General features: G+C 50.6%; 16 protein-coding genes and 1 riboswitch. All 16 genes read left to right on the forward strand.

From position 1 onward, the window contains the following. Positions 1 to 345 precede the first annotated feature (345 nt). The 16 genes from isdC to H583_RS35715 all read left to right on the forward strand — a co-directional run bounded on the left by isdC (position 346) and on the right by H583_RS35715 (position 24,137). A complete protein-coding gene (gene isdC, locus H583_RS35710) occupies positions 346 to 1,503 on the forward strand; it encodes a heme uptake protein IsdC (protein WP_161631226.1) in 1,158 nt (385 codons plus the stop codon). A 34-nt stretch (positions 1,504 to 1,537) separates the two neighbouring features. Further along, positions 1,538 to 5,104, forward strand: coding sequence for an NEAT domain-containing protein (locus tag H583_RS0126840; RefSeq protein ID WP_028563183.1), 3,567 nt, complete (start codon positions 1,538 to 1,540; stop codon positions 5,102 to 5,104). 142 nt (positions 5,105 to 5,246) lie between these two features. Further along, the gene (gene isdE / locus H583_RS0126845; RefSeq protein ID WP_028563184.1) at positions 5,247 to 6,188 is read left to right on the forward strand and encodes a heme ABC transporter substrate-binding protein IsdE; all 942 of its coding nucleotides are present in this window, start codon (positions 5,247 to 5,249) and stop codon (positions 6,186 to 6,188) included. A 29-nt stretch (positions 6,189 to 6,217) separates the two neighbouring features. Beyond that, on the forward strand, positions 6,218 to 7,201 hold the full coding sequence (locus H583_RS0126850) for a FecCD family ABC transporter permease (RefSeq protein WP_028563185.1): 984 nt from the start codon (positions 6,218 to 6,220) through the stop codon (positions 7,199 to 7,201). Further along, positions 7,191 to 7,961, forward strand: a complete 771-nt coding sequence (locus H583_RS0126855; protein WP_028563186.1) for an ABC transporter ATP-binding protein — start codon at positions 7,191 to 7,193, stop codon at positions 7,959 to 7,961. Before H583_RS0126850 ends, H583_RS0126855 begins: the two co-directional genes overlap by 11 nt. Before the next feature lie 307 nt (positions 7,962 to 8,268). Then, a complete protein-coding gene (locus H583_RS0126860; protein WP_028563187.1) occupies positions 8,269 to 8,979 on the forward strand; it encodes a metal ABC transporter ATP-binding protein in 711 nt (236 codons plus the stop codon). Beyond that, on the forward strand, positions 8,925 to 9,845 hold the full coding sequence (locus H583_RS34445; protein ID WP_081667613.1) for a metal ABC transporter permease: 921 nt from the start codon (positions 8,925 to 8,927) through the stop codon (positions 9,843 to 9,845). Before H583_RS0126860 ends, H583_RS34445 begins: the two co-directional genes overlap by 55 nt. After that, positions 9,760 to 10,848: a metal ABC transporter substrate-binding protein gene (locus H583_RS0126870; RefSeq protein WP_028563188.1), complete on the forward strand. Its 1,089-nt coding sequence runs from the start codon at positions 9,760 to 9,762 to the stop codon at positions 10,846 to 10,848. Before H583_RS34445 ends, H583_RS0126870 begins: the two co-directional genes overlap by 86 nt. Positions 10,849 to 11,332: 484 nt before the next feature. Further along, a complete protein-coding gene (gene glgA, locus H583_RS0126875; protein WP_028563189.1) occupies positions 11,333 to 12,787 on the forward strand; it encodes a glycogen synthase GlgA in 1,455 nt (484 codons plus the stop codon). A 116-nt stretch (positions 12,788 to 12,903) separates the two neighbouring features. Further along, positions 12,904 to 13,710 carry an alpha/beta fold hydrolase gene (locus tag H583_RS0126880; protein ID WP_028563190.1) on the forward strand — a complete coding sequence of 269 codons (807 nt, stop codon included), beginning with the start codon at positions 12,904 to 12,906 and terminating at the stop codon, positions 13,708 to 13,710. Between the two features lie 32 nt (positions 13,711 to 13,742). Continuing rightward, positions 13,743 to 14,729: a sensor domain-containing diguanylate cyclase gene (locus tag H583_RS0126885; RefSeq protein ID WP_028563191.1), complete on the forward strand. Its 987-nt coding sequence runs from the start codon at positions 13,743 to 13,745 to the stop codon at positions 14,727 to 14,729. Positions 14,730 to 14,937: 208 nt separating this feature from the next. Then, positions 14,938 to 15,087: riboswitch (FMN riboswitch) on the forward strand. Between the two features lie 190 nt (positions 15,088 to 15,277). Then, the gene (locus H583_RS0126895) at positions 15,278 to 16,237 is read left to right on the forward strand and encodes a DMT family transporter (RefSeq protein WP_028563193.1); all 960 of its coding nucleotides are present in this window, start codon (positions 15,278 to 15,280) and stop codon (positions 16,235 to 16,237) included. Positions 16,238 to 16,422: 185 nt separating this feature from the next. Next, entirely contained in the window at positions 16,423 to 16,989 is a 567-nt protein-coding gene (locus tag H583_RS0126900) for a hypothetical protein (protein WP_028563194.1), read from the forward strand. A gap of 450 nt (positions 16,990 to 17,439) precedes the next feature. Further along, positions 17,440 to 21,117 carry a response regulator gene (locus H583_RS0126910; protein WP_245586013.1) on the forward strand — a complete coding sequence of 1,226 codons (3,678 nt, stop codon included), beginning with the start codon at positions 17,440 to 17,442 and terminating at the stop codon, positions 21,115 to 21,117. Continuing rightward, the gene (locus H583_RS0126915; RefSeq protein WP_028563196.1) at positions 21,110 to 21,949 is read left to right on the forward strand and encodes a CheR family methyltransferase; all 840 of its coding nucleotides are present in this window, start codon (positions 21,110 to 21,112) and stop codon (positions 21,947 to 21,949) included. The genes H583_RS0126910 and H583_RS0126915 overlap by 8 nt, the downstream gene beginning before the upstream one ends. A 34-nt stretch (positions 21,950 to 21,983) precedes the next feature. Next, complete coding sequence (locus tag H583_RS35715; protein WP_051237068.1) at positions 21,984 to 24,137, forward strand: response regulator; 2,154 nt, start codon at positions 21,984 to 21,986, stop codon at positions 24,135 to 24,137. The last annotated feature ends 231 nt before the right edge of the window (positions 24,138 to 24,368 follow it).

The raw sequence follows: 24,368 nt of genomic DNA on the forward strand, positions 1-24,368 counted from the left end.
TTAAATGATAATGAATATCATTATTGCTGTCAATATGATTATGAAAATATTGTGGAGGGACGGGTATTGACATATTTAGGATCATTAGGCTAGTATTTAAAACGTAAGTTGAGCCTGTCGGCCGTTGATAATCAAAACGGTTGTTCCATCCGGATTCGTCCATAATTTCGCGGTAACCGGGACGTTATTGGATTTGAATGGCGAGTCATGCAAGCGAGGTGTTGGGATGGCGATTGACCCTAAATACAACCAGCAAGAAGAAACAGCTTCCTTCTGAGAAGGAACTATTTTTTTGCGAAGATAATGAGAATGATAATCATTACCCTGGAGGTGCAAATGCGGTTCATGAGATTAAGGAATGGATGGATGGCGGCAGTGCTGTTCATCATTTTGGCTGCGTGGGGATTAGTGCCTGCGGTTAAAGCGGCTGCGGAACTCGAAAACGGTACATACACCATTGATTATACCGTCCTAAAGGCGGAGAATGACTCCGTCTCGATGGCGAATGATTACTGGGAAAAACCGGCGACGCTTATTGTGAACAACGGAAAACTGACCGTTCAGATGCGGGTGAATCATAGCAAATGGGTCACGGAGTTCAAGGTTCCAAGCGGCAGCGGATTTAGTGATGTCAAAGTGATCAGCACAGACGAAAAGGCGGATAAGCGGTTGACGGAATTTAACGTAAACAGCCTGACAGAGCCGGTAGAAGCCAAAATTCATGTGACAGTGGAGTCGATTGACTATGATCATGATTACACGGTCCGATTTGCTTTCAATACGGACAAAATGAAATTGGTTAAAGCTGCAGCCCCGCCGAAATCGGCTTCGTCCGGGCAAGCTGGCCATAAAGGTTCAGACAAGCCCGCTGCTCCTGCTTCAGGAGACAAGGCTGAGTCGGCTAAAGACGCAGGAAACAAGGCGGATACGGCTCCCGGAAAGTCAGACACCGGGGCAGTTTCTACAGACAAGCCTTCCGGAAATGCCAATGCAAAAGCTCCCGTGGGAGAAGCAGACGCAAAAGACAGCAAAAGCAGCAAAGATGATAAGGCAAGTCCGAACAATAAGGCTCCTGAAGAAGCAAGCCACGACAAGACTGCTGCGGCTGTAGCAGAAAAAACAGAAGGCCCGGGCTCATCGACCGCAAGCGGGAACGACAGCTCTGGCAGCAAGACCGTAATGGCTGAAGAAGCTGCTGCCCCGATGCAGGATGAAAAGGGAGCAGATGCCGGGAATACCAAGGATGGTGAAAAGGCAGAGACGGCTGAAGTCACCGGGCAAGCCGGATTATCTGAAGAAGCTGATCATGCTGAAAAAGTTGGAGAAACAACCGGCACTGATAAAGCAGTAGAAGCAGAAGCCGGACAGCAAGGGGAAGCAACTGCTGCCCTTATGGAGAATCCCAAAGCAGGAGGCAACATCCCATTTTCAGTGCTGGCGCTGATTTTGTTTATAGCTGCATTTTTCGTTATTTGGAAAGTAAAACGTGGTCAAAAGAAATAGCTGTTCATCATAGAAATCAAAGGAGCGTATCGAAGTGAAAAGCCGATTTAGAACTTATTTATCCCTGGTTATTATGTTTGCCCTGTTATGGGGAGCCATTCAGTTCCCTGTTTCTGTACATGCAGAGGAGTTAAACGCTGCCGGACAGCTGGCGGATGGGGAATACACGATAAACTTCAATGTGTTGTCTGACCAGACAGACAAGAACTCTGTCATGGATGATTACACCGTAAAACCAGCTAAATTAACGGTCAAAGATAATGAATATTATGTATCGCTGACTTTAAAAAACAGCAGTTGGATTCAGTTTTTGCGTGTAGATATGAATCAGGCAGGTACGAACACCGATGCTTACACACCTGTTGACGAGCTTAGCCAAGATACAGGGGCGGACACACGGGCAGTAGGTTTTAAGGTGAACGATCTTTCAGCGAAGCTGAATGCTTATACGCATATTATTGTTACGGGTATTCCTGGCTTTGAATATGATAACAAATACATCGTTCAATTTAAATTTGACGAGGGCAGCATTGTAAAAGTCGGGCAGCCGGAACAACCGGAAACACCTGAAGTGCCGGTCAACCGTGATGAATTGAAAGCCCTGATTGCAGATACGAAGGCAAAAGCTGCGGCAGCTGTAATCGGAGATAAAGCGGGCAATTACCCGGCAGAGGCGAAAAGCAAGCTCGAAGCAGCCATTCAAAGTGCAGATGCTGCATTCGCAGATACAGAAGCAGACCAGGCTAAGGTAGATGCTGCAGTTCAGACATTGAGAGAAGCGGTTCAAAAATTTGAAGCGTCCGTGATTCCATTAGACTACAAGCAATATCTGCTCAATTTTGTCGTGAAGCATGCTACGGAGGATGCAGCATCTTCAATGGACAGATTGTTTAAAGACAAGTACGTAGTGGTTGAAAAAAATAAGTACATCGTCACTTTCACGACGGAAAGCGCCCATCAGGTAAAAGCGATTCAAATCCAAAAGAGCGATGGAAGCTATGAAGATGTGAAAACAATTGGTGAAAACCAGGAATTGAAAGAAAGAATCGTACAGTTCGAAGTTCAGTCTCTTGAGAACGAGTTAAAAGGGAAAGTCTTCATTGAGACGCAATATGTAAAGGATGGAGTGCTTGTCCCATACAAAGCGACCCACGATATCCGGTACGTATTTGACAAAAGCAGCATCAGGGTTCCTGAGCTTTCAAAAATTGAAAAGGGCCACTATACACTGGATCTGAAAGGTTCAAGTGAGGGTGAGTCTGAGGCATTAAAAGCTGTATTGAATGAAACGCCAAAGCTGAATGTTCAGCAGGACGGTACAAAGATTATCAAGCTGGCTTTGAAAGACGACGCCAAAATCGAGAAGCTGGAGAAGCAGAACAGTGACGGCACATCTACAGTAATAGAGCCATTAAGCGGAAACACCAAGCAAACGGGCCAAGTGACTACACTTGCTGCGGCTGTAACGGCCAAATATGCGCTGCCTGATCTTGCCTCCACCTACAAGTTTACGGTCAAGCAGGGTGCAGAAACGAAAGCCATTTCCTTTGGTGTGGATACTGCCAAGCCTGATTTTTCAGCAGTGGACGAAGAGGAAGAGGGTAATCCAGGTAACCCGGGCAACCCCGGTAACCCAGGCAATCCAGGTAACCCCGGCAATCCGGGTGGAGGGAACCCGGGCGGAAATCCGGGCAATCCACAGCCAGGAGAAGGCCAGAAGGATGGCAAGTACAACATTGAGTACACAGTTTTGAAATTCAACGCCGACAGCACCTCAGTCATGGACCAATATGTTCGTCATCCGGCCGTATTGAGGGTAGATAACGGACGCAATTATGTATCAATTACTTTTGATAAGGCGCAATACATTACAGGCTTTAAAGTAGAGCGCAGCGGAAATCTGGTTACCCCTTCTGTCACAGCCACTGACAAGGAGAAAGATACCAAAACCTACGAGTTTGAGGTTGGAGATCTGAAGAAAAAGCTGAAAGCCTGGGTGAAGGTCGACTGGCCGGAAATCAACTACCATCACGAGTATGATGTTCATTTCCAATTCGGAAGCATCTCCGCGTACTCCGCATCGGCAGGAAGCGGCAACAGCTCAAGCGCCGAATACAAAACGGGCGACTACAGCGTTGCTTACACCGTGCTGAAGAAGGGAACTAAAGAGAAGTCTGCTGTAGATGAGCAGTTGGCGCATCCAGGGACGATCTCTTACGCCTATGGCAAAACGTATTTCTCATTTGTGCTGAATAACAAAAATATTAAAGAAATTCGTGCGGAAGTAAATAAGGAATCGGTCAACGTTCCGATTACGGAGAAGAACGGGCAGAAAATCGCCCAATTCCAGATCGATGATGTAACGAAGCCTGTAAACGGAAGATTCCAGGTTGCACTGGATGAAAAGTCGTATACATCCTACGATGTCACGTTTATGTTTGAAGAGCATAGCATGAGAAGGCTTGGCACTACACCAGTAAAAGAGCAGGACGGCACGAAAGATCCCGGCAAACCGGACAAGCCTGAAACCCCGGCCGAAGCATCTGCCAAGCTGAAGGATATTGAAGGACACTGGGCAAAATCGGCTATTGAGAAAGCACTGGCACAAGGGTTCGTAACAGGCTATAGCGACGGTACCTTCCGTCCAAACGGCTTCGTTACCCGTGGTGAATTTACAGCGATGCTCAGCAGAGCGCTGAAGCTCGAGGGCAAGCCGGCACAGCTCAGTTTTAAAGATGTCAAGAACATTCCGGATTGGGCCAAGGCTTATGTGGCTGAAGCTGTAGGTGCAGGAATGATTAGCGGCTATGCGGATGAGACGTTCCGTCCGGGCAATCTGATTACCCGTGCAGAAACCGCAGCAATCGTTGTCCGTGCTGCCGGTCTCCCGCTGGAGGCAGCAACTGCGCTAAGCTTTGAAGACAAAGGACAGACCCCGCAATGGGCACAGGCGCAAATCGCAACGGCTGTAAAAGCCGGATTAATGAGCGGCAAAACAAAAGAGACGTTTGCTCCTAATCTGAATGCAACCCGTGCCGAGGCTGTAGCGGTAATTCTGGCTGTGAAAAATCACTTGAGTAACACACAAACGCCTGCTGTATCTGAAAAGCCGGAGGCTCCGGTTGATCCTGCGACGCCGGGCACGCCAACCAAGACGGGTCAACAGCCGGAAGCTCCGGCAGTGAATTCCAAAGGAATTGCCAATGGCGAATATACGGTTAACTTTATCGTTCTGAAGGATAAGACAGACCAGAAGTCCGTCATGGATGACTACACGCTGAAACCGGCAACCGTAAAGGTCGAAGGCGATAAATATGTGGTCACCCTTACCTTGAAGAATGCAAGCTGGACCAAAGTGCTGAAGACCGATCCCGGCAATGTAAATCATGATGCCGCCAAGTTCACAGATGTGAAAGTAATCAGCGAGGATAAAGCGAAGGACACCCGTGTTGTCCAGTTTGAGGTGCCGAATTTGACCGATAAGCTGTATGCCTATACCCACGTCATTGTAACGGGTATTCCGGGCCTGGATTACGACAATAAGTATACAGTGCAATTCCAGTTCGATACGGCAAGTTTGAAGGCGCTAAGCTCCAAATAAGCAAGAAATAACAGGTTGGTCTGTTGTACCGCCCTGCTGCACCCTTCCAAGAGTGCCAATCATGAGGATGTCAGGAAACTGGCGTCCTCTATGATTTTAATGCGGGTATGGCAAGAGAACCGGAAAGGAAGAGAGACAAGTGATGAATGGCAAAATGAGTGCGGGATTTCTGCTGCTTGCAGCGCTGTTTCTGCTATTATCAGGCTGCTCGGGAAGCCGGGCTGTACCGGAAAATGCCGGACAGATTCGGAATCAGGGAAATGAGCAGCGTACACAGTCTGCAGCCAAACAGACAGAACAGCCGGAGCATCGGATAATCGCAACAACGTTAGCTGCTGCAGAAATTATGGCTGCTCTTGATATTGATCTGATTGGTATTCCCACAAGCGTGAAGACGCTGCCCGGACGTTATGACGGCCTGACCAAAGTGGGCAATCCGATGAAACCGGATATGGAGATTGTCAAATCGCTGAAGCCAACGGAGGTGCTGTCGGTTACGACATTGGAGTATGATTTAAAGCCGATTTTTGAATCGGTTAACATTCATGCCCACTTTCTTGATTTTACCAGCCTCCAGCACATGAAAGACGAAATCGCCGATTTGGGGAAGCGTTATGACCGCAAGGAGCAGGCCGCTGCAATCATTCAAAGCTATGATCAAAAGCTGGCAGAAATTAATCAGCGCATTGCAGGCAAAAAGCAGCCAAGCGTCCTGATTCTGTTGGGCGTTCCCGGAAGCTATCTTGTCGCTACAGAGCATTCCTATATTGGCGACCTTGTCCGTCTGGCAGGGGGCAAAAACATCGTTCAAGGCGAGAAAGTCGAGTATCTTGCCTCCAACACCGAATATCTCCAGCAGGCCAATCCGGATATTATTTTGCGGGCGGCTCACGGGCTGCCGGATGAGGTCGTCGTCATGTTCAATGAGGAATTCAAGAAGAATGACATCTGGAAGCATTTTAACGCAGTGAAAACTGGCAGAGTCTATGATCTGGAGGAAACGCTCTTCGGAACGACCGGCAATCTGGCGGCGAATAAAGCGCTGGATGCACTCATGGACATGATGTATCCGGAGGGAACATGAAAACTGCTACATCAGGAAGGACACTTGGCATGAACAAAATAGTCTGGAGCTATATCGGGGTTACGGTGCTATTGGTCGCAGTGACCTGCTATTCGGCAGTGACGGGAAGCCTCAAGGTCAGTGTAATCGAGCTATTTGAGGGCTTATTCTCGGGTACGCATGAGACGGTTAACATTATTAAAGATTTGCGGTTCCCCAGAATTATCGTCTCGCTCTATACGGGGGCTTCATTGGCGGTGTCCGGTGTGCTGCTGCAGGCGGTCATGCGCAACCCGCTGGCCGATGCCGGCGTGATCGGTATTTCCTCCGGGGCAGGGCTGTTTTCTCTGTTGTTCGTCAGCTTTTTTCCGGCGTTGTTCTTCTGGATGCCGTTATTCGCATTTATCGGCGGGGCATTTGCCTGTTTTCTCGTCTATTCGCTCTCCTGGAAATCCGGCCTTAGCCCGGTGCGGATTATTCTGGTCGGGATTGCGATTAATGCGATGTTTACAGGAATGGGACAGTCATTCAATTACCGGGGGAGCTATGCGGCAGGCAGTGTGAACCAGGCGACAACCTCGATTTTTACAATGAAAATCTGGAAGGACGTCGACATTATGCTGCTGTACGGCAGCATAGGGCTGATCGCCTCCCTGTTTCTGTATTCCTGGTGCAATGTGCTGTCCTTGCAGGACAAAACGGCGAAAAATCTGGGGATTCACGTGACCAGAGCAAGACTGGTCATTTCTATTGTTGCGGTGCTGCTGGCAGCGGTATCGACGGCGGTCGGGGGCCTGATCGCTTTCGTCGGTCTATTGGTTCCGCATATTTCACGGTTTTTGGTCGGCTCGGATCATAAGGTGCTCATCCCGTTCTCGGCACTTGCGGGTGCCCTGCTGATTCTGTCTGCGGACACGATCGGCCGCACAGTGCTTGCGCCAAGCGAAATTCCCGCATCCATTATTATGACGATTATCGGCGGGCCGTTCCTGATCTTTTTGCTGCGGAAGGGCGGGCGAATTCATGGAAATTAAAGATGTCGTATTCTCTTATGACCAGAAGACTGAACACCTGAAAAAAGTAAGCAGCGTCATTCAGCACGGCAAGGTGACGACCATTATCGGGCCAAACGGCTGCGGCAAGTCAACACTGCTGGGTGTCATGTCCAAAAACTACGAGCCGAAAAGCGGGGAGGTCTTGCTGGACGGCAAAGCGATCAGCAGCTATAAGCCGAAGGAGCTGGCCAAAAAGCTGGCCGTTGTGCATCAGCATAATGATGCGCCGGCAGACATTACGGTCGAGAAGCTGGTCAGCTACGGCCGGATGCCGCATAAAGGGATGCTCTCGCAAAACAAGGAGGAGGACGAGCAGGCTATTGAGTGGGCCCTAACCTGTACAAATCTGCTGGCGAAGCGCAATCGTCCGATCGATCAGCTCTCCGGCGGAGAAAGGCAGCGGGTTTGGATTGCCATGTCGCTGGCCCAGCGGACGCCGATTTTATTTTTGGACGAGCCGACGACCTACCTGGATATCTACTATCAGATTGAACTGCTGGAACTGATTCGCGATCTGAACGTTCGTCACGGGTTAACCATTGTTATGGTGCTGCATGACATTAATCAGGCGATCCGTTACAGCGATCAAATTATGGTGATGAAGGAAGGTGAAATCATCGTTCGCGGCACGCCGGAGGAAGTCATTAACCAGGAGACGATGAAAGCCATTTACGGGGTAAACGTTGTCGTCAGGCAGGAGCAGGGGCTTGGATTGTATATTGTTCCGGTTGGCATTTAAATGCATGATACTGTGAAGTACGATCAAAAGCAATTCCATTCATGTCAGTTAAATTATCTTTACAAGTTTAGTACGGCTGAGAACGCCCAAGAAGGCGGCAGCCGTTTTCCTTTTAGGTGATAATGTAAAAATTACAGTTTACAAAATGTAATAATTACGATAATATTAATTTTGTTTTTCAGTAGTAAAAATTACATTTAAATAAGACGAACATTTGATGGCCTTGATCAGGCTGTTCTAGTTAGTAGGCCAACTGCAGAATTTTGCAGCCGAGTGGCCCGCAGCAAAGGAGGTAAGGCAGTATACCATGAATCAGCTTGCTGTTATGCGTGATGTTGTATTTGGCTATGATGAACGGCCGTGTCTGGATGGGGTTGAGCTTGAAATCGGCAGGGGAGAATTCATCGCGGTGACCGGACAGAACGGAGCGGCCAAGTCAACGCTGTTAAAGCTTCTGCTAGGCATACTAAAGCCGTGGCGGGGGGAGGTTTATTTCCCGCGGATCATGGAAGACGGAACGAAGCTGTCAATCGGCTATGTGCCACAGCAGATTGCTTCATTTAATAGCGGCTTTCCGAGCAAGGTGAAGGAGCTTGTGGCATCAGGCATCTATCCAAGGCTTGGATTGCTTCGCCGCTTCAAGGGCGAGCATCATGCCATTGTCGAGAAGAGCTTGAAGCAGGTAGGCATGTGGGAGCTTAGGAATCAACGGATCGGGGAACTGTCCGGCGGCCAGAAGCAGCGCGTTTGTCTCGCCAGGGCACTGGCACAGGAGCCGGATGTACTTGTGCTCGATGAGCCGACTACGGGAATGGACTATGACAGCCGCCAAGGCTTTTACGAACTGATGAGCCATCATGTGAACAGTCATAAACGAACGGTTATTATGGTGACTCATGCGGTAGATGAGGCATCCCGGTTCCTGGATCGGATTATCAGTCTGGAGCATCAGGAGAGAGGAGGCTGGCGATGCTTTACTACGAATTCATGCAGCGCGCATTTTGGGCCGGAGCCCTGATTGCGGTAGTCGCGCCAATACTCGGTATTTACTTGCTGCTAAGAAGACAGATACTGATGGCAGATACGCTGTCCCACGTTTCCTTGGCAGGGGTGGCGCTTGGCATTGTGCTCCAATGGAATCCGGTTGCATCCGCATTTGTCATGGCGATTGTCGGTGCTGTCGGCATTGAGCAGCTGCGGCGCACCTTTAAGACCTATGGGGAGGTTCCGGTAGCAATCATTATGACCTCGGGGCTCGCCCTGGCCGTTGTGCTTATGAGCTTGTCCCAGGGCTTAAACAAAGGGTTTAGCGCCTACCTGTTTGGCTCTATTGTAGCGGTACAGCCGTCGGACTTGTGGCTGATGAGCTTCGTCACGCTTGCCGCGCTTGCCTATTTCATCGTGCTGCGGCGGCCCTTGTACCAGCTTACCTTTGACGAGGAGACGGCCCGGCTTGGCGGGGTAAAGGTACGATGGCTGTCCTTGTCCTTCTCTGTGCTGACGGGAATGGTCGTAGCTGTTGCGATGCCGATTATCGGTGTGCTGCTGGTGTCTGCGCTGATTGTGCTTCCTGCTGCATTGGCGATTCGCATCACGAGTAGTTTTACGGCTGCAATTGCCGCCGCGGTAGCGATTGGGTTTACAGGTATTTTCAGCGGGTTGTCATTATCCTATTCTTACAATACGCCTCCGGGAGGCACGATAGCGCTGATTCTGCTGCTGCTGTTGCTCACTGGAGTTGCGCTGAAGCGGATATGGCTGTGGCGGTCTAAATACAGAAAAACGAGGAGAGAGACGAATGAACAAGAGATTGTGGAAAACGGGCACGGCGGTGTTGTTTATGCTGGCGCTGATCATAGCAGGCTGCTCAAGCAAAAGCAGTAGTAATGCCCCGGGGACGGCAGACAAGCCCGGCAAAGCCAGGCTGGCGATTGCCGCGAGTTTTTACCCGATGGCCGAATTCGCCAGGCAGGTAGCAGGAGATCTGGCGGATGTGAAGAATCTCGTTCCGGCAGGCACCGAACCGCATGACTGGGAGCCGACGCCACAGGATATGAAACTGCTGGAACAGGCGGATATTCTCATCTATAACGGCGCAGGAATGGAGCACTGGGTGGATAAGGTGCTCGGCAGCCTGGGCAATTCCAAGCTGGTTGCGGTAGAGGCCAGCGCAGGAGTGCAGCTGATGGCGGGCAGCGGACATGAACATGAAGATGAGGATGGCCATAATCATGAGGCAGCAGACAAGGCTCACGAGGCAGGGCACGATCACGAGCATAACGCAGACCCTGCTGAACAGGAGAGCAGCCACGACCATGCAAGCAATGCTGCTCATGAGGAGGATCACGATCATGACCATGGTGAGTTCGATCCCCATGTCTGGTTGAGTCCTCGTCTGGCAATTGAACAGGTAAGAAGCATTGAGGCAGCACTGGTCAAGGCCGACCCTGAGCATACCGAGGCTTATCATGCAAATGCGCAAGGGTACATCGCCAAACTTGAGGCGCTGGATGCGAAGTTCAAGGAAGAAATAGGCAAGCTGAAGCGCAAGGAATTGGTGACTCAGCATGCGGCTTTTGGATATCTGGCCAAAGAGTATGGGCTGACCCAAGTTGCCGTTGCCGGCCTGTCCCCGGAACAGGAGCCTTCTGCTGAGCGGCTGGCTGAGCTTGTAACCTTCTCCAGGGAGCATCAGGTGAAGGCGATCTTCTTCGAAACGCTTGTATCCTCCAAGGTAGCGGAGACACTGGCGAATGAAATCGGCGCGAAGGCGCTTGTGCTGAACCCGTTGGAAGGCTTGACTGCCGATGAAGAAAAGCAGGGGCTGGATTATATCGGTGTCATGGAGCGAAATCTGCAGTCGATTGTAGATGGATTAAGTTTGTAGTTATTAAGAGAGCCATATGGCTTGTACATGTAATTGCTGCCTGTTTCATTTTATATAAAAAAGTTTAAGCCCGGTTCAAGAGGGATTTTCAACTCTTGATACCGGGCCTTTGCATTTGTAGAGGGGATTCCGGCCACGCATCGTTTGCATTGAACCTGTGAAATTTTGAAAAAAGCCGCCCGTTCCCTGTAATAGACACCGGAAGACTGTCATATGGTGGAGGAAATCGGATCAGGTATGTAGAATGTCCTTAGTAGCTGTGCAGGATGTGGACTTTTGCCGATATAAGAACTGCGCGCACATAATTTCACATCCAAATATAAGCCGCTTGTATCGACTGAACTGAACATCTCATGAAGGCAATATTGCAGGATGTGGCCCCTTGTGCCTGGAGGCAGCATGAAATTGCATGGCTAGCCAGCCAGGTAAGTTTAATCAGTGAAGGCTTAGATATTATAAAGAGAGTGTAGGAGGGGACGCAATCATGAAGCTGTTGTTCGCTGCTGCAGAAGGCAGTCCTTTTGTGAAGACAGGAGGCTTGGCCGATGTCATTGGCGCGCTGCCCAAAGCGCTGCGTCAGTCCGGTTCAGATGCACGGGTTATCTTGCCTAAGTACAAGGCCATTCCGGAGGCTCTGCGCGCATCCATGACCTATCTCACCCATATTGAAGTACCGATGGGCTGGAGGGCCTGCTATTGCGGAGTTTTTGAGCTGGAACATGACGGGGTGCGGACTTATTTTGTAGATAATGAATATTTTTTTGGCGCACGCGACGGTATCTATGGTCATGGCGACGATGAGGAACGCTTTGCGTTCTTTAACCGCGCCGTACTCGAAATTTTGCCTCATATCGGATTCCAGCCGGATGTGATACACAGCCATGATTGGCATGCAGGCATGATTGCCCCTATGCTCCACAAGCATTACCGACACAATCCTTATTATCAGTCGATAAAAACCGTATTTACGATTCATAACTTACAATATCAGGGCGTATTTCCCTATTCCATATTGGGCGGCCTGCTCGGACTGGATGACTCGTATTTCCATCCCGGTGGGGTGGAGTACAGGGGTGGCGTCAGTTTCATAAAAGGCGGCATCAATTATTCCGACCATGTGACGACTGTCAGCAGCACATACGCGCGGGAAATCCAAAGCGAATACTACGGGGAAGGATTGGACGGCACTTTGCGTTGGCTTGGCAGCCGCCTGAGCGGCATTGTGAATGGCATTGACCAGCAGAGCTACAATCCGGCAAGCGACCCGAATTTATCTCATCCGTACCGCTCCAGCCTGAACACAAAACGGCTGAACAAGATGGAGCTCCAACGCTTGCTCGGTTTGGAGCAGCAGCGGAACACGCCGATGATCGGCATGGTCGGGCGGCTTACCGGGCAAAAGGGACTTGATCTTGTGGAGCGCATACTGCCTGAGCTGATGGACTATGATGATGTGCAGCTTGTCATGCTCGGCAGCGGTGATGCCCATTATGAGCATGTCTTCCGTGACACCTCCAACCGTTACCCGCACAAGCTTGCTGTACAGATCAAATTTGATGAAGGGCTGGCCAGGAAAATTTATGCGTCGTCCGATCTGTTCCTGATGCCGTCCAGATTCGAGCCTTGCGGGCTAAGCCAATTGATTGCCATGCGCTATGGCAGCATTCCGGTTGTAAGGGAGACAGGTGGCTTGAATGATACGGTCCTGCCTTACAATGAATTTACCGGGGAAGGCAACGGATTTACATTCACCAATTACAATGCGCATGACATGCTGCATACCATCCGCAGAGCCTTGTCATTTTACAGACAGCCGGAGCATTGGAGCAGAATTGCGCAGCAGGCCATGGGCGGTGATTATAGCTGGGGCCGCTCGGCAGCGGAATATTATGCCCTGTATGCCCGGCTGACAGGGGTTCAGGTTCCGGATAAAGGATGATACAGAGACAGATGGCTCAAATCAGGCAGTGAAGAACAGTGAAACAGTGAACGTGAAGCCGCGCAGAATTGCGCTCCCCTTCAGCTATTCCTATCCTATCAAAGAGGGGATTCTATATGTCAGTCGATGTTCTGGTACGCAATAATGTAAAAGTGCTCGGCACAGGCAGCCGGACGATTATGCTCGCGCACGGCTTTGGCTGTGATCAAGATATGTGGCGTTATATAGTTCCCGGCTTTGCCGCAGACTACCGGATCGTGCTGTTTGATTATGTCGGCTCCGGCCGATCGGAAATTAAAGACTATAACCCGGATAAATATAGCGATTTGCAAGGATATGCGCAGGATGTGCTGGATATTATGGAGGCGCTCGACTTGAGCAATGTCATTTTCGTCGGGCATTCCGTCAGCAGCATGATCGGCATGCTTGCCTCAATCCGGGCACAAAAATATTTTGGGCATCTCGTCATGCTTGGCCCTTCACCGCGCTATATGAACGATCTACCGGATTATTACGGGGGATTCGACAAGAGTGATATTGAAGAGCTGCTCAATATGATGCAAATGAACTTTACAGGGTGGGCCAGCTATCTGGCACCGATCGTGATGCAAAATCCTGAACGGCATGAGCTTGCCGAAGAGCTGGAGCAAAGCTTCTGTTCCAGAGATCCGCATATTGCGCGGCAGTTCGCAGAAGTTACTTTTATGTCTGATTGCCGCACCAGCCTGCCGGATGCTTTGGTTCCGACACTGATCCTGCAGTGCTCTGATGACAGCATTGCCCCGGTGGAGGTCGGTAATTATTTGCACCATCATCTCAAGAACAGCAAGCTGCGCCAGATGACCGCCAAAGGTCACTATCCCCATTTGAGCCACCCGGAGGAGACTATTCAATTTATCAAAGAATACTTAGCGGGCGCCTAATAAATTTGGAGAAAGGCAATTTAGTTATGGATATGCAAATGCAATTAGATACAGCCCCTTGTGGTTTTGTATCCATTTCGGATGCAGGCCTTATTCAAGCCGTCAATCAGACATTGTTGAATATGCTCGGTTATGAACGGCATGAATTGCTGGGACAGCATATAGAGTCAACCATGTCGGTGACGAACAAGCTTTTTTTTCATACTTATTTTTATCCCTATATCCGGCTAAACGGGCATGTTAATGAGATGTATTTCTCCTTTCGGACCAGCAGCCGGCAGGAACTGCCCGTACTTCTGAACGGGGTGCGCCAGGAACGCGGCGGGGAGCCCTTCATTGATTGTGCAATCGTTATGATGCGCAAGCGGATTGAGTACGAGAAGGATATCCTCCAGACGAAAACCAAGCTGGAACAGCTCTACAAAGAAACGCAGGAAGCGAATACGAAGCTGGAGCGGTTAAATGAGGAGTACGTACAGAAGCAGCAGGAACTGATAAAGGTTAACGAGGAGCTGGAGATAAAGGCAACAACGGATCCGTTGACTGGGCTTCGAAACCGCCGGTATTTTCAGGAGCAGCTGATTGAGCATTTGAATATGTTCCGGACGCACGATTCGCCGTTCTCACTGCTCATTATGGACATTGACCACTTCAAGCGCATCAATGACACATTCGGCCATCCAGTCGGGGATCTGGTGCTGACGAGCCTGGCCCGGTTGCTGCAATCGCTGGCCCGCAAAGAAGATATTATTGCGCGGTTTGGCGGGGAAGAGTTCGTTGCAATTGTTGCCGAAGCCGGCGAAGGGGAAGCCATGGGCATTGCCGAGTCATTCCGCAGAGCAGCAGCGGCGGCAGACTGGGGAGAACATAGCATTACAATCAGTATTGGCGTATCAACGGCCATGGAAGGGGACACAGAGGAGGCTATGCTGGACAGAGCCGATACCGCGCTGTACGCTTCCAAGAGCAGCGGAAGAAATCGTGTCACACACTCGGCAAAGCTGGCGGAAAATGAATGAGGCTAACATAAAAAAGCGGACGGCAAAGCATTAGAAAGCCTGAAAGGTTTATATTCTAATGTTTTCCGATTTGTTTTATTGGAATTAAACTCTTGACAATTCTTTGCAATGAAATTATGATAGGATAAATAATCAATGACACTTACTTTTTTATCGTGTGAGATTGTACAAATGATTATCCGAAATCGAATCTTATAAAATTTAGCATACTGATCTTCGGGGCAGGTGAAATTCCTGACCGGCGGTAACGCTTCTGACAGAAGCGAAGCCCGCGACTCTCTAAGCCGACAGCGGCAAGGGGACTGACTTGGTGTGAATCCAAGGCCGACGGTTAAAGTCCGGATGGGAGAAGATCGCCATTTGAAATATGTGCCAGGCCTCTTTTGTGCTGCCGCATGTTTATTTGGCCAGCCCCGTTTTCGCCGTACCCAGGCGAAACGGGGCTTTCTTGCAGTATAGGGGCGGCATGCAATACCGTACTTATATGAATTCCATAATGAAGCTCAAGCTTCCCTGAAGGCTGGATGCGGGAGAAGGAGTATTCCATCATGAATGACATGACTGCTTCAACTGTATCGAAGAACAAACGGATTAAACCTGCGTTCTGGTTTGTCGTGCTCGGTTCAGCCCTGTGGGGCGTAGACCCGCTGTTCCGCATTATTTTGCTTGATTCCCTGACTTCTACGCAGATCGTCCTGCTGGAGCATGTCATTTTGGTGCTGTTCATGGCTCCGGTACTTTGGAAGCACCGGACGCAGCTCAAGCAGCTTCGATTGCGTCATGTAGGCGCCCTGCTGTTTATTTCATGGGGCGGTTCGGCTTTTGCCACGATTTTGTTCACGAAGGGGCTTGAACTGGGCAATCTGAATGCTGTGCTGCTACTTCAGAAGCTCCAGCCGCTGTTCGCCATTGTACTTGCCAGATGGCTGCTCAAGGAAATGCTGCCGAAATCGTTTGGTTCGCTGTTTTTGTTGGCGATTGCCGGTACCTACCTGCTGACCTTCGGCTGGACGCTGCCTTCGCTTCAAATGAGCGATTTCATCCAGTATGGCAGTCTGCTCTCCCTTGGTGCTGCCCTGTTATGGGGCGGCTCGACGGTAATGGGGCGCTACTTGCTCGGGGCAGTCAATTATGAGACGGTTACTTCGCTCCGGTTTATTTTGGCGCTTCCGATTCTGCTGGCCTTTACACTGACCGAACGCCAGATCTGGTCGCTGCCATCCGGTGGACTGGACGTATCATTGGTCATTTTGAATCTGCTGCTTCAAGCTTTGCTGCCCGGGCTGCTGAGTTTGCTGCTGTATTACAAGGGGCTCAGCCGTATCAAGGCATCTTATGCCACATTGGCAGAACTGAGTTTCCCGATGGTTGGCGTTCTTATTAACTGGATTGCTTTCCAACAGGTCATTACCGTCACGCAGCTGATTGGATTTATGCTGATTTGGTTGACGCTGCTTCTGATCTCCCGGCAGCAGGAACGTACTGCGCAGCCGGTATCTGCTCCATAAATCATGGCTATTGGTACAGGGATTCATAATCCGCGGTTGTTTCCGGTTTCGGCCGGAACAGCAGCGGATTTTTGTGTTGGTCCGATGTGTCTGCTGCGGCACTATATTCTGCAGCCTTGGAGGTTCAGGCCCAGTCTGAACGGGTAATTAGCAGTAACACAACGTCAAGAAGGGGTGACTGTATCATGATGAGATTGGCGCTTGTTTGCGTAACGGCATTTGGACTCGTGGCATATATGAATCCGGCCTGGACAGCCCATGATGAGGCATTGCAGTCCACTTGGCCCATGGATACGGAACCGAAGGCGGAGACGGCGGAGCAGCCAGCGTCTTTGAACAAAAAGCAGGAGCCGTCCGATACCGGGGAAATTACGACTTTTGGAACAGTAAACGGAATTGGGCTGGATGACAGTCCGTCTGAGGTCAGGAAGAAGGCAGGGGAGCCGCTGAAGGTTGAACGGGATGAGATTTTGCAGGATCGTGAGGAGCATATTTATGCGAATGAAACGATCGGATACAGCGGCGATGAAATTGAGTTCATTAAAATAACGAATGAGCAGGATACCGTAGATCTGGACGGGGTCAAAGTTCCGATGGAGATAGTGGAGCTCAAAAAGCGGCTGGGATCGCCGGATTTCACCGCTGAAGACGGCCTCGTCTATATCAGGGACGAGATATGCCTGAAGCTCTTCTATGAACAGGGAACGACCCAGCTGGAATCGTTACAGGTCTATTGGCTGGCAAATGTTTGAACTGGCGGAGAGATGGGGCATTTTGGAGAAACGAAAACGGTAGCCTTTAAAGAGCAATCAGAAGAATGCTTCATCTCTCAGCCTTTCGCAGCAACCTCCCGCAAGCCAGGTGTCGGATCTATTTTCAAAAATAAAAAACTTGTTTCATATCAGATCAATCGGGGTAATGGTTTAAAATAGACATATATTCAGCATGATTAGCTATTTTCATAGATGCCAGGCGCTGCAAGACAAGCTGAGTTTCCATGGGCTTGTCTTGAAATATGAGAATGAATACTTTCTTGTCACGGAATTCTTATATTTCTGCGAGAAACGCTGCTGCCGCTGTCCGGAACGGGGCGGCTGTTTACGCTTGTATTTGCACGTATCGTCGCCTGGTATAGTACCCGAGGACAGGACACAGAACCGGTCGAGGGAAGGATTAACCTTTTGCTAGGAGGAAACCGGTTGATGTTGAGAACGAAGACGAAAATGATGATCGGTTCGATCATTATGCTCAGTACGGTACTGTTGCTTGCCGGGGCAGGTATTATAAATACCCGTGTACAGAGCAAGCAGTTGGACCAGCTCTACAATGAACGATATCAAAAGCTGCTGATGGCTTACGAGTACCGGACAAATGTCAACGAGATTGCCAAAGGGATTACCAACATGCTGCTGACGCCCACAGAGGCGGTCAAGGAAACCAGTCTGGACACCATCCGCGGCGCCTGGAAAAAAGCAATGGAAGCCTACGAAAAGCTGGAGGTTGCAGGCCGGGGCCAACTGGAGAGCAAGATTTTCTCGGAAATCGAGCAGGCGCGTGCAATCTATTCGGATTTCATTCAATCCGCACTAAAGCTGGTGGAGGACGGACAGATTGATGAAGCCGTCAAGCTGCTGAATGAGCATGGCCTGGAGGACCAGGACAATTTGCTGTACCGTACCAATGAGCTGGCGAACTACCAGATCAATGTGATGAGCGAGGCGTTCAATGAGTCGGCTGCCAGCAATAGCCGCACGGAGACGCTGATGTGGATCATGGCGGCTGCCGGCCTGATTCTGACCTTGGGAACGATGCTGTGGAATCTGAAAAATCTCAGTCAGGGGCTGGACAGCCTGTCAGCAATTATTAGAGGCTTCGCACGCGGCACGCTTGATGCCAATGCGCGAATCGGGATTATCCGCAAGGATGAATTCGGCGAGGTTGCCCAGGTATTTAACCGGCTGGCTGATGATATTGAAGAGAAGAACCGGCGCGAACTGGCCTACAATTTGCAGGTAGAGGAGGAGTCCTGGGTCAAGTCCAATCTGGCCGGAGTTATGACCACGCTGCAATCAGATACGGATATCGGCCATGTCAGCCGCTCCTTCATCAGCGAAATCGCCCCACTGGCCGGTGCTTCTTATGGCGCGTTGTATGTGCGTGAAGGGTTCGGAGACCAGCAGTTCTTGAGAATTCAGGGTGCCTTTGCTTTTGAAGAGGAGTCAGCCTTTGAGAAGTTGTTTGTGCCGGGGCAGGGGCTTGTCGGGCAGTGCGCGTACGAAGGCAAGCCTATTGAGTTGGACAACGTACCGGGCGATTACGTGAAAATCCACTCCGGAATCGGCAGCAGCGTGCCCGGCTACCTGCTCTTGTATCCGGTTGTGTATCAGGGCCGCACTCTGGCTGTCATTGAATTGGCGTCGACGGTTCCGTTCCAGAAGCTGCAGCGCCGGTTCCTTCAGGAGGTATCCGACAGTCTGGGAATCTTATTTAATAACCTGTTTGACCGGATGCGCGTTGAGGAATTGCTCAAAGAGTCCCAGGCGCAATCGGAGGAACTGCAGGCTCAGTCTGAAGAGCTGATCTCCCAGCAGGAGGAGCTTCGCCGCTCCAATGACCAGTTGGAGGAACAGACCAAGCAGCTGAAGAAATCCGAGGAAATGCTGCAGACCCAGCAGGAGGAGCTGGAGCAGACAAATGAAGAGCTGTTGCAGAAGACGCATCTGCTTGAGGGGGAAATGAAGCAGACTCAACTGAAGAACGACCAGATTGAGAAAACGAAGGCTGCGCTGGAGCAGCAGACGATACAGCTCGCCCTTTCATCCAAGTATAAAACCGAGTTTTTGACAAATATGTCCCATGAGCTGCGTACTCCGCTGAACAGCCTGCTCATTTTGTCGCAGATGCTAATGGATAATCAGGAAGGCAATCTGTCGGCCAAGCAGGTGGAGTTCGCATCGACAATTCATTCCTCAGGCAGCGATCTGCTCAAGCTTATTGACGAAATACTGGACCTGTCCAAGATTAGTGCGGGCAAAATGGATGTTGTCGTCGAGAATGTGCCCTTAAGCAAGCTGGAGCAGTTCTTCCAGCGCAGCTTTACACCTGTTAGCGGGCAAAAAGGAATCGAATTTGCAACGGCCGTCGAGGAAGGCCTTGTCCGGGATGTGTACACGGACAGTCACAGGCTCAAGCAAATTATCAAGAATTTATTATCCAATGCCTTCAAGTTCACTTCGAAGGGCTCGGTCAAATTCAATATTCGCAGAGCGCTGCCGGAAGAGCATCCGCAACTGGAGGGACAGGGCGACCGGATTGCTTTTGAGGTGAAGGATACGGGGATTGGAATTCCGCTTGAGAAGCAGCAGTTGATCTTCGAGGCGTTCCAGCAGGTAGACGGGACTACAAGCCGGATTTACGGCGGCACCGGCCTGGGGCTTGCCATTAGCCAGGAGCTGGCTATGCTGCTGGGCGGCTTTATTTCGGTAGCGAGTGAAGAAGGCAAGGGCAGTACGTTTACACTGTATTTGCCGGAGTACCATACAGAGATTCATAAGCCAATCAGACAGCTGCATGACCATATTCTGGAGGAAGTACCGCGGCGCAAAGAGGAGTATACACTGACAAGCTCGTCCAACGAGGCCGCGGCAGCTTCCAATGCGGCAACCCAGCAGACGGTGGAGGATGATCTGGATAATTTGCAAAGCACGGACAAGGTGGTGCTGATTATTGAGGATGATGTTCACTTCGCCAAAGTGCTGCTCGATATTGCCCGCTCGCGAGGCTTCAAGGGGATTGTGGCGCTCCAGGGTGACAAGGGCTTGTCCTATGCCAGAAGCTATGCCCCGGATGCCATCCTGCTCGATATTCAGCTCCCGGTAGTCGACGGCTGGACAATACTCAATCAGCTAAAGCATCATGCCGAGACACGGCATATTCCGGTTCATGTCATTTCGGTCGTCGATAATATCCAGCAAGGGTTGTCCATGGGGGCGATTGCCTATGTGAAGAAGCCGGCGGACAAGATCAGCCTGGAGCGTGTATTTACCCAGATCGAAGGATTCCTGGAGCGTGATCTGAAGCGGTTGTTGCTGGTGGAGGATGACGAGGCGCAGCGCACAAGCATCATCCAGTTGATTGGACATGATGATGTGCTGATCAGCGCGGTGTCTACGGGCCGCGAAGCTTTGCTGCTGCTTGAAGAGCAGCAGTTTGACTGTATGGTGCTTGATCTGGGGCTGCCGGATATTTCAGGCTTTGAGCTGCTGGATGCGATTCGCAGCAATGAGCAAATCCGGGATATTCCGATCATTATTTACACCGGCCGCGAGTTGGACAATAAGGAAGAGCTGCAGCTGAAGAAATATGCGGGGACGATCATTATCAAGGATGTCAAATCACCCGAGAGGCTGTTGGACGAGACGACTCTGTTCCTGCACCGCGTGGAGGCCAATCTGCCTGAGGACAAGCGGAACATGCTGCGCAAGCTGCATAATATCGAGACGATATTTGAGGATAAGAGCATCCTGATTGTCGATGACGATATCCGCAATGTGTTCGCCCTCTCCAGTGTGCTGGAGAGCTACCGGATGAAAATTACTTTCGCTGAGAACGGCCGCGAGGCGCTGGAGCAGATGGAACAGAATCCGAATATTGATTTGGTTCTGATGGATATTATGATGCCGGAGATGGATGGCTATGAGGCCATGCGTGAGATCCGGCTCCGGCCGCAGTATGACAAACTGCCGATTATCGCCGTTACTGCGAAGGCGATGAAGGATGACCGGGATAAATGCATTGAAGCCGGCGCGTCCGACTATATTGCCAAGCCGGTGAATACAGAGCAATTGTTATCTTTAATGAGGGTGTGGTTATATAAATAAGCAAAAGCATGAGATAGGGGAGCGGGAACGGATTGAGATTGAGCTGTTGCTTGAGGCGTTATTCCTCATGTATGGCTATGATTTCCGCAATTATGCCTTCTCCTCTGTGCGCCGCAGGATCTGGCACCGTGTTCACGCTGAGAAGCTGCCGACGATCACCGCTTTGCAGGAACGGGTGCTGCATGACCGCTCCTGCATGGAGCGGCTGCTGGCGGATATGACCATTCATGTGACGGAGATGTTTCGTGATCCGGAGATGTTCCTCGCATTCCGGCAAAAGGTCGTGCCGCTGCTTCGGACTTATCCGTTCATCCGCATTTGGCATGCGGGCTGTTCGAGCGGCGAGGAGGTCTATTCCATGGCGATCCTGCTGCATGAGGAAGGGTTGTACAACAAGACCCGGATCTATGCTACGGATACGAGCAGTGATATTCTGGAACGGGCTAAGACAGGGGTTTTTCCGCTGGAGAGAATGCAGCTGTATACGCGAAACTATATGGAAGCAGGCGGCAAGACAGCCTTTTCTGAGTACTATACGGCCAAGTATGATTCCGTCATCTTCAATTCGGAGTTCAAGCGCAATATCGTGTTTGCGCAGCATAATTTAGTCACAGACAGTTCCTTTAATGAGTTTAACGTGATTTTATGCCGTAATGTCATGATCTACTTTAACAAACAATTGCAGGATCACGTGCATCATCTGCTGTATGACAGTCTGAGCCCGTTCGGAGTGCTGGCGCTCGGGACGAAGGAGTCGATTAATTTCACACCGCATACGGATGCTTATGATGAATTGGATATGCAGAACCGGCTGTACCGCAAGGTCAGATAGACGGTCAGATATTAAGATATGGGGTGAAGAACCTGTGTTTTCAGCTGAGCAACCGATCAACATTTTGCTGGTGGATGATAACCCGGATAATCTCCTTGCCATTGAGGCGGTCATCGGGGACCGAAACTACAATCTGGTGAAATGCTTTTCCGGTGAAGAGGCTCTTCGCCGATTGATGAAGGATGACTATGCGGTCATTGTCATGGATGTGCAAATGCCGGGCATGGACGGCTTTGAGACGGCGCGGCTGATTAAGGCCAGGGAGAAAACCAAGGAAATTCCGATTATCTTTATTTCAGCGACCAGCAAGGAATCCGAGCATTTCTATACCGGTTATTCTGTTGGGGCCATTGACTATATGCTCAAGCCGTTCGTTCCGCAAATTTTGCGTACCAAAATCGACGGCTTCGTCAACATGTATGTGAGCAGCAAGAAGCTCCAGCTCCAGACGGAGCTACTGCACCAGAAGACGAAGGAACTGGAGAAAATTAACCATGAACTCCGATGCACCGCCAATAAGCTGAGCAAGACGGAGGCCCAGGCGAGAGTCGTCGGGGAAACATCGGTTAATACGATGATTACTTTTGATCAGGACGGCTCCATTTTGACCGTGAATCCGGCTGTGGAGCAGATGTTTTATTACTCAGCCGAGGAGACGGTGGGGCTGAATATTACACGTCTGATCCCATGCCTGGCATCCTGTGACCCGCATTTGCACAACTTCTCCCCGCAGCTTACTGCCGAGGTCAGCTCGTTCCAGCAGGTCACTCCCTGCCGCAAGGACGGCAGTGTGTTCGAGGCGGAAATCCAGCTTGGCAAGGCAGAAGTCGACAACGAACCGATCTTTGCCTGTACGGTGATTGATATTACAGAGCGCAAGCGGTTTGAGAAGGAGCTTGTGGAGGCCAAAGAGTCTGCAGAGATTGCAGCGCAGGCTAAGACAGAATTTCTCGCGATGGTCAGCCATGAGATTCGGACTCCAATGAATGGCGTACTGGGGATGACGACGCTGCTGCTGGAGACCGAGTTGACAGAGGAGCAGCGGGAATATGCGGAAATTATCCGCAAGAGCGGAGATGCGCTGTTATCCGTCATTAATGATATTCTGGACTATTCAAAGATCGAGTCCGGCAAGATGGAACTGGAGGAGGTTCCATTCCAGCTGGAGGCCTGCATTGCTGAAACCTTCGATTTGTTTACGCCCAAGTCCAAAGGCTGCAATTTGCAAATGAGCTATGACCTGGAGCCGGGGCTGCCTGAATCCGTTGTGGGCGATGTCACCAAACTGCGCCAGGTGCTGATCAACCTGGTCGGCAACGCGGTGAAGTTTACCCAGGAAGGCGAAATTTCGGTGCATGCACGCCTGGCTGCCGATTACGGGCATGCGATGGTCATTGAAATTGCAGTGGAGGATACAGGGGTAGGCATCCCGAAGGAAAAGGTGCCGCTCTTATTCCAGCCGTTCTCGCAGCTTGATTCCTCGATGACCCGCAAATTTGGCGGGACTGGTCTGGGGCTTGCCATCTGTAAAAATCTGATTGAGCTTATGGGCGGCTCCATTCGCATCGATATGGAGCGGACGCGCGGTGCAGCCTTTATTTTCACGCTTCGTGTCAAGCCGTTCCGGTTGAGCCGCCGTACAGCGGCGCATAATGAGCCATTTTCCTTCTCGGCGCTGCTGCAGCAGGATATGGAGAATGAGATCAGTGCGGGCAGGGAGCCTGAGCATTCGCATGCCGGAGCAAGTGGAGGTTCACATGAACAGGATCATCCTCATTTCCGGGTACTGGTTGCCGAAGACAATGATATTAATCAGAAGCTGGCGCTGCGGCTCCTGGACCGGCTCGGATTTACGGCCGATGTGGCAAGTGACGGACAAGAGGCGCTGGAGCTCGCATTGCGCAACCGTTATGACCTGATACTGATGGATATTCAAATGCCGGTCATGGACGGCAGAGAGTCGGCGCGGCAAATCGTCGCAGCGCTCGGTGAAGGGGATTGCCCGGTCATCATTGCGATGACAGCGAATGTCTTGTCCGGGGACCGGGAAAGCTGTCTGGAAGCCGGGATGGTGGACTTCATCAGCAAACCTGTCCAGCTGGAGACTCTCAGAGAGGCGATGGATCGCTATTGTGCATGCGATGGTGCTGAAAGACAGTTAGCGGGAGCCAATCCCTCTACTCTGTAATGACGGCTTTTCTGAATAGGGAATCAGACTGAACGGACCAAATATTCAATCATCTGTTTTCAGTAACCCGTAAGAGGAACGCACGAATAAAAGTGAACGGTGACCCGCAAGAAGGACGCTTTGAAAAAAGCAGCCCTCTTGCGGGTCTTTTTTTCGAAAGAGAGAGGTTTGCTTATGCTTGTCACAACCGTAATGATTACGATATAATTCCGACTAGAAGCTATTCGGAGA

The sequence above is a fragment of the Paenibacillus pinihumi DSM 23905 = JCM 16419 genome (genome assembly GCF_000422505.1).
Classification (GTDB): domain Bacteria; phylum Bacillota; class Bacilli; order Paenibacillales; family Paenibacillaceae; genus Paenibacillus_D; species Paenibacillus_D pinihumi.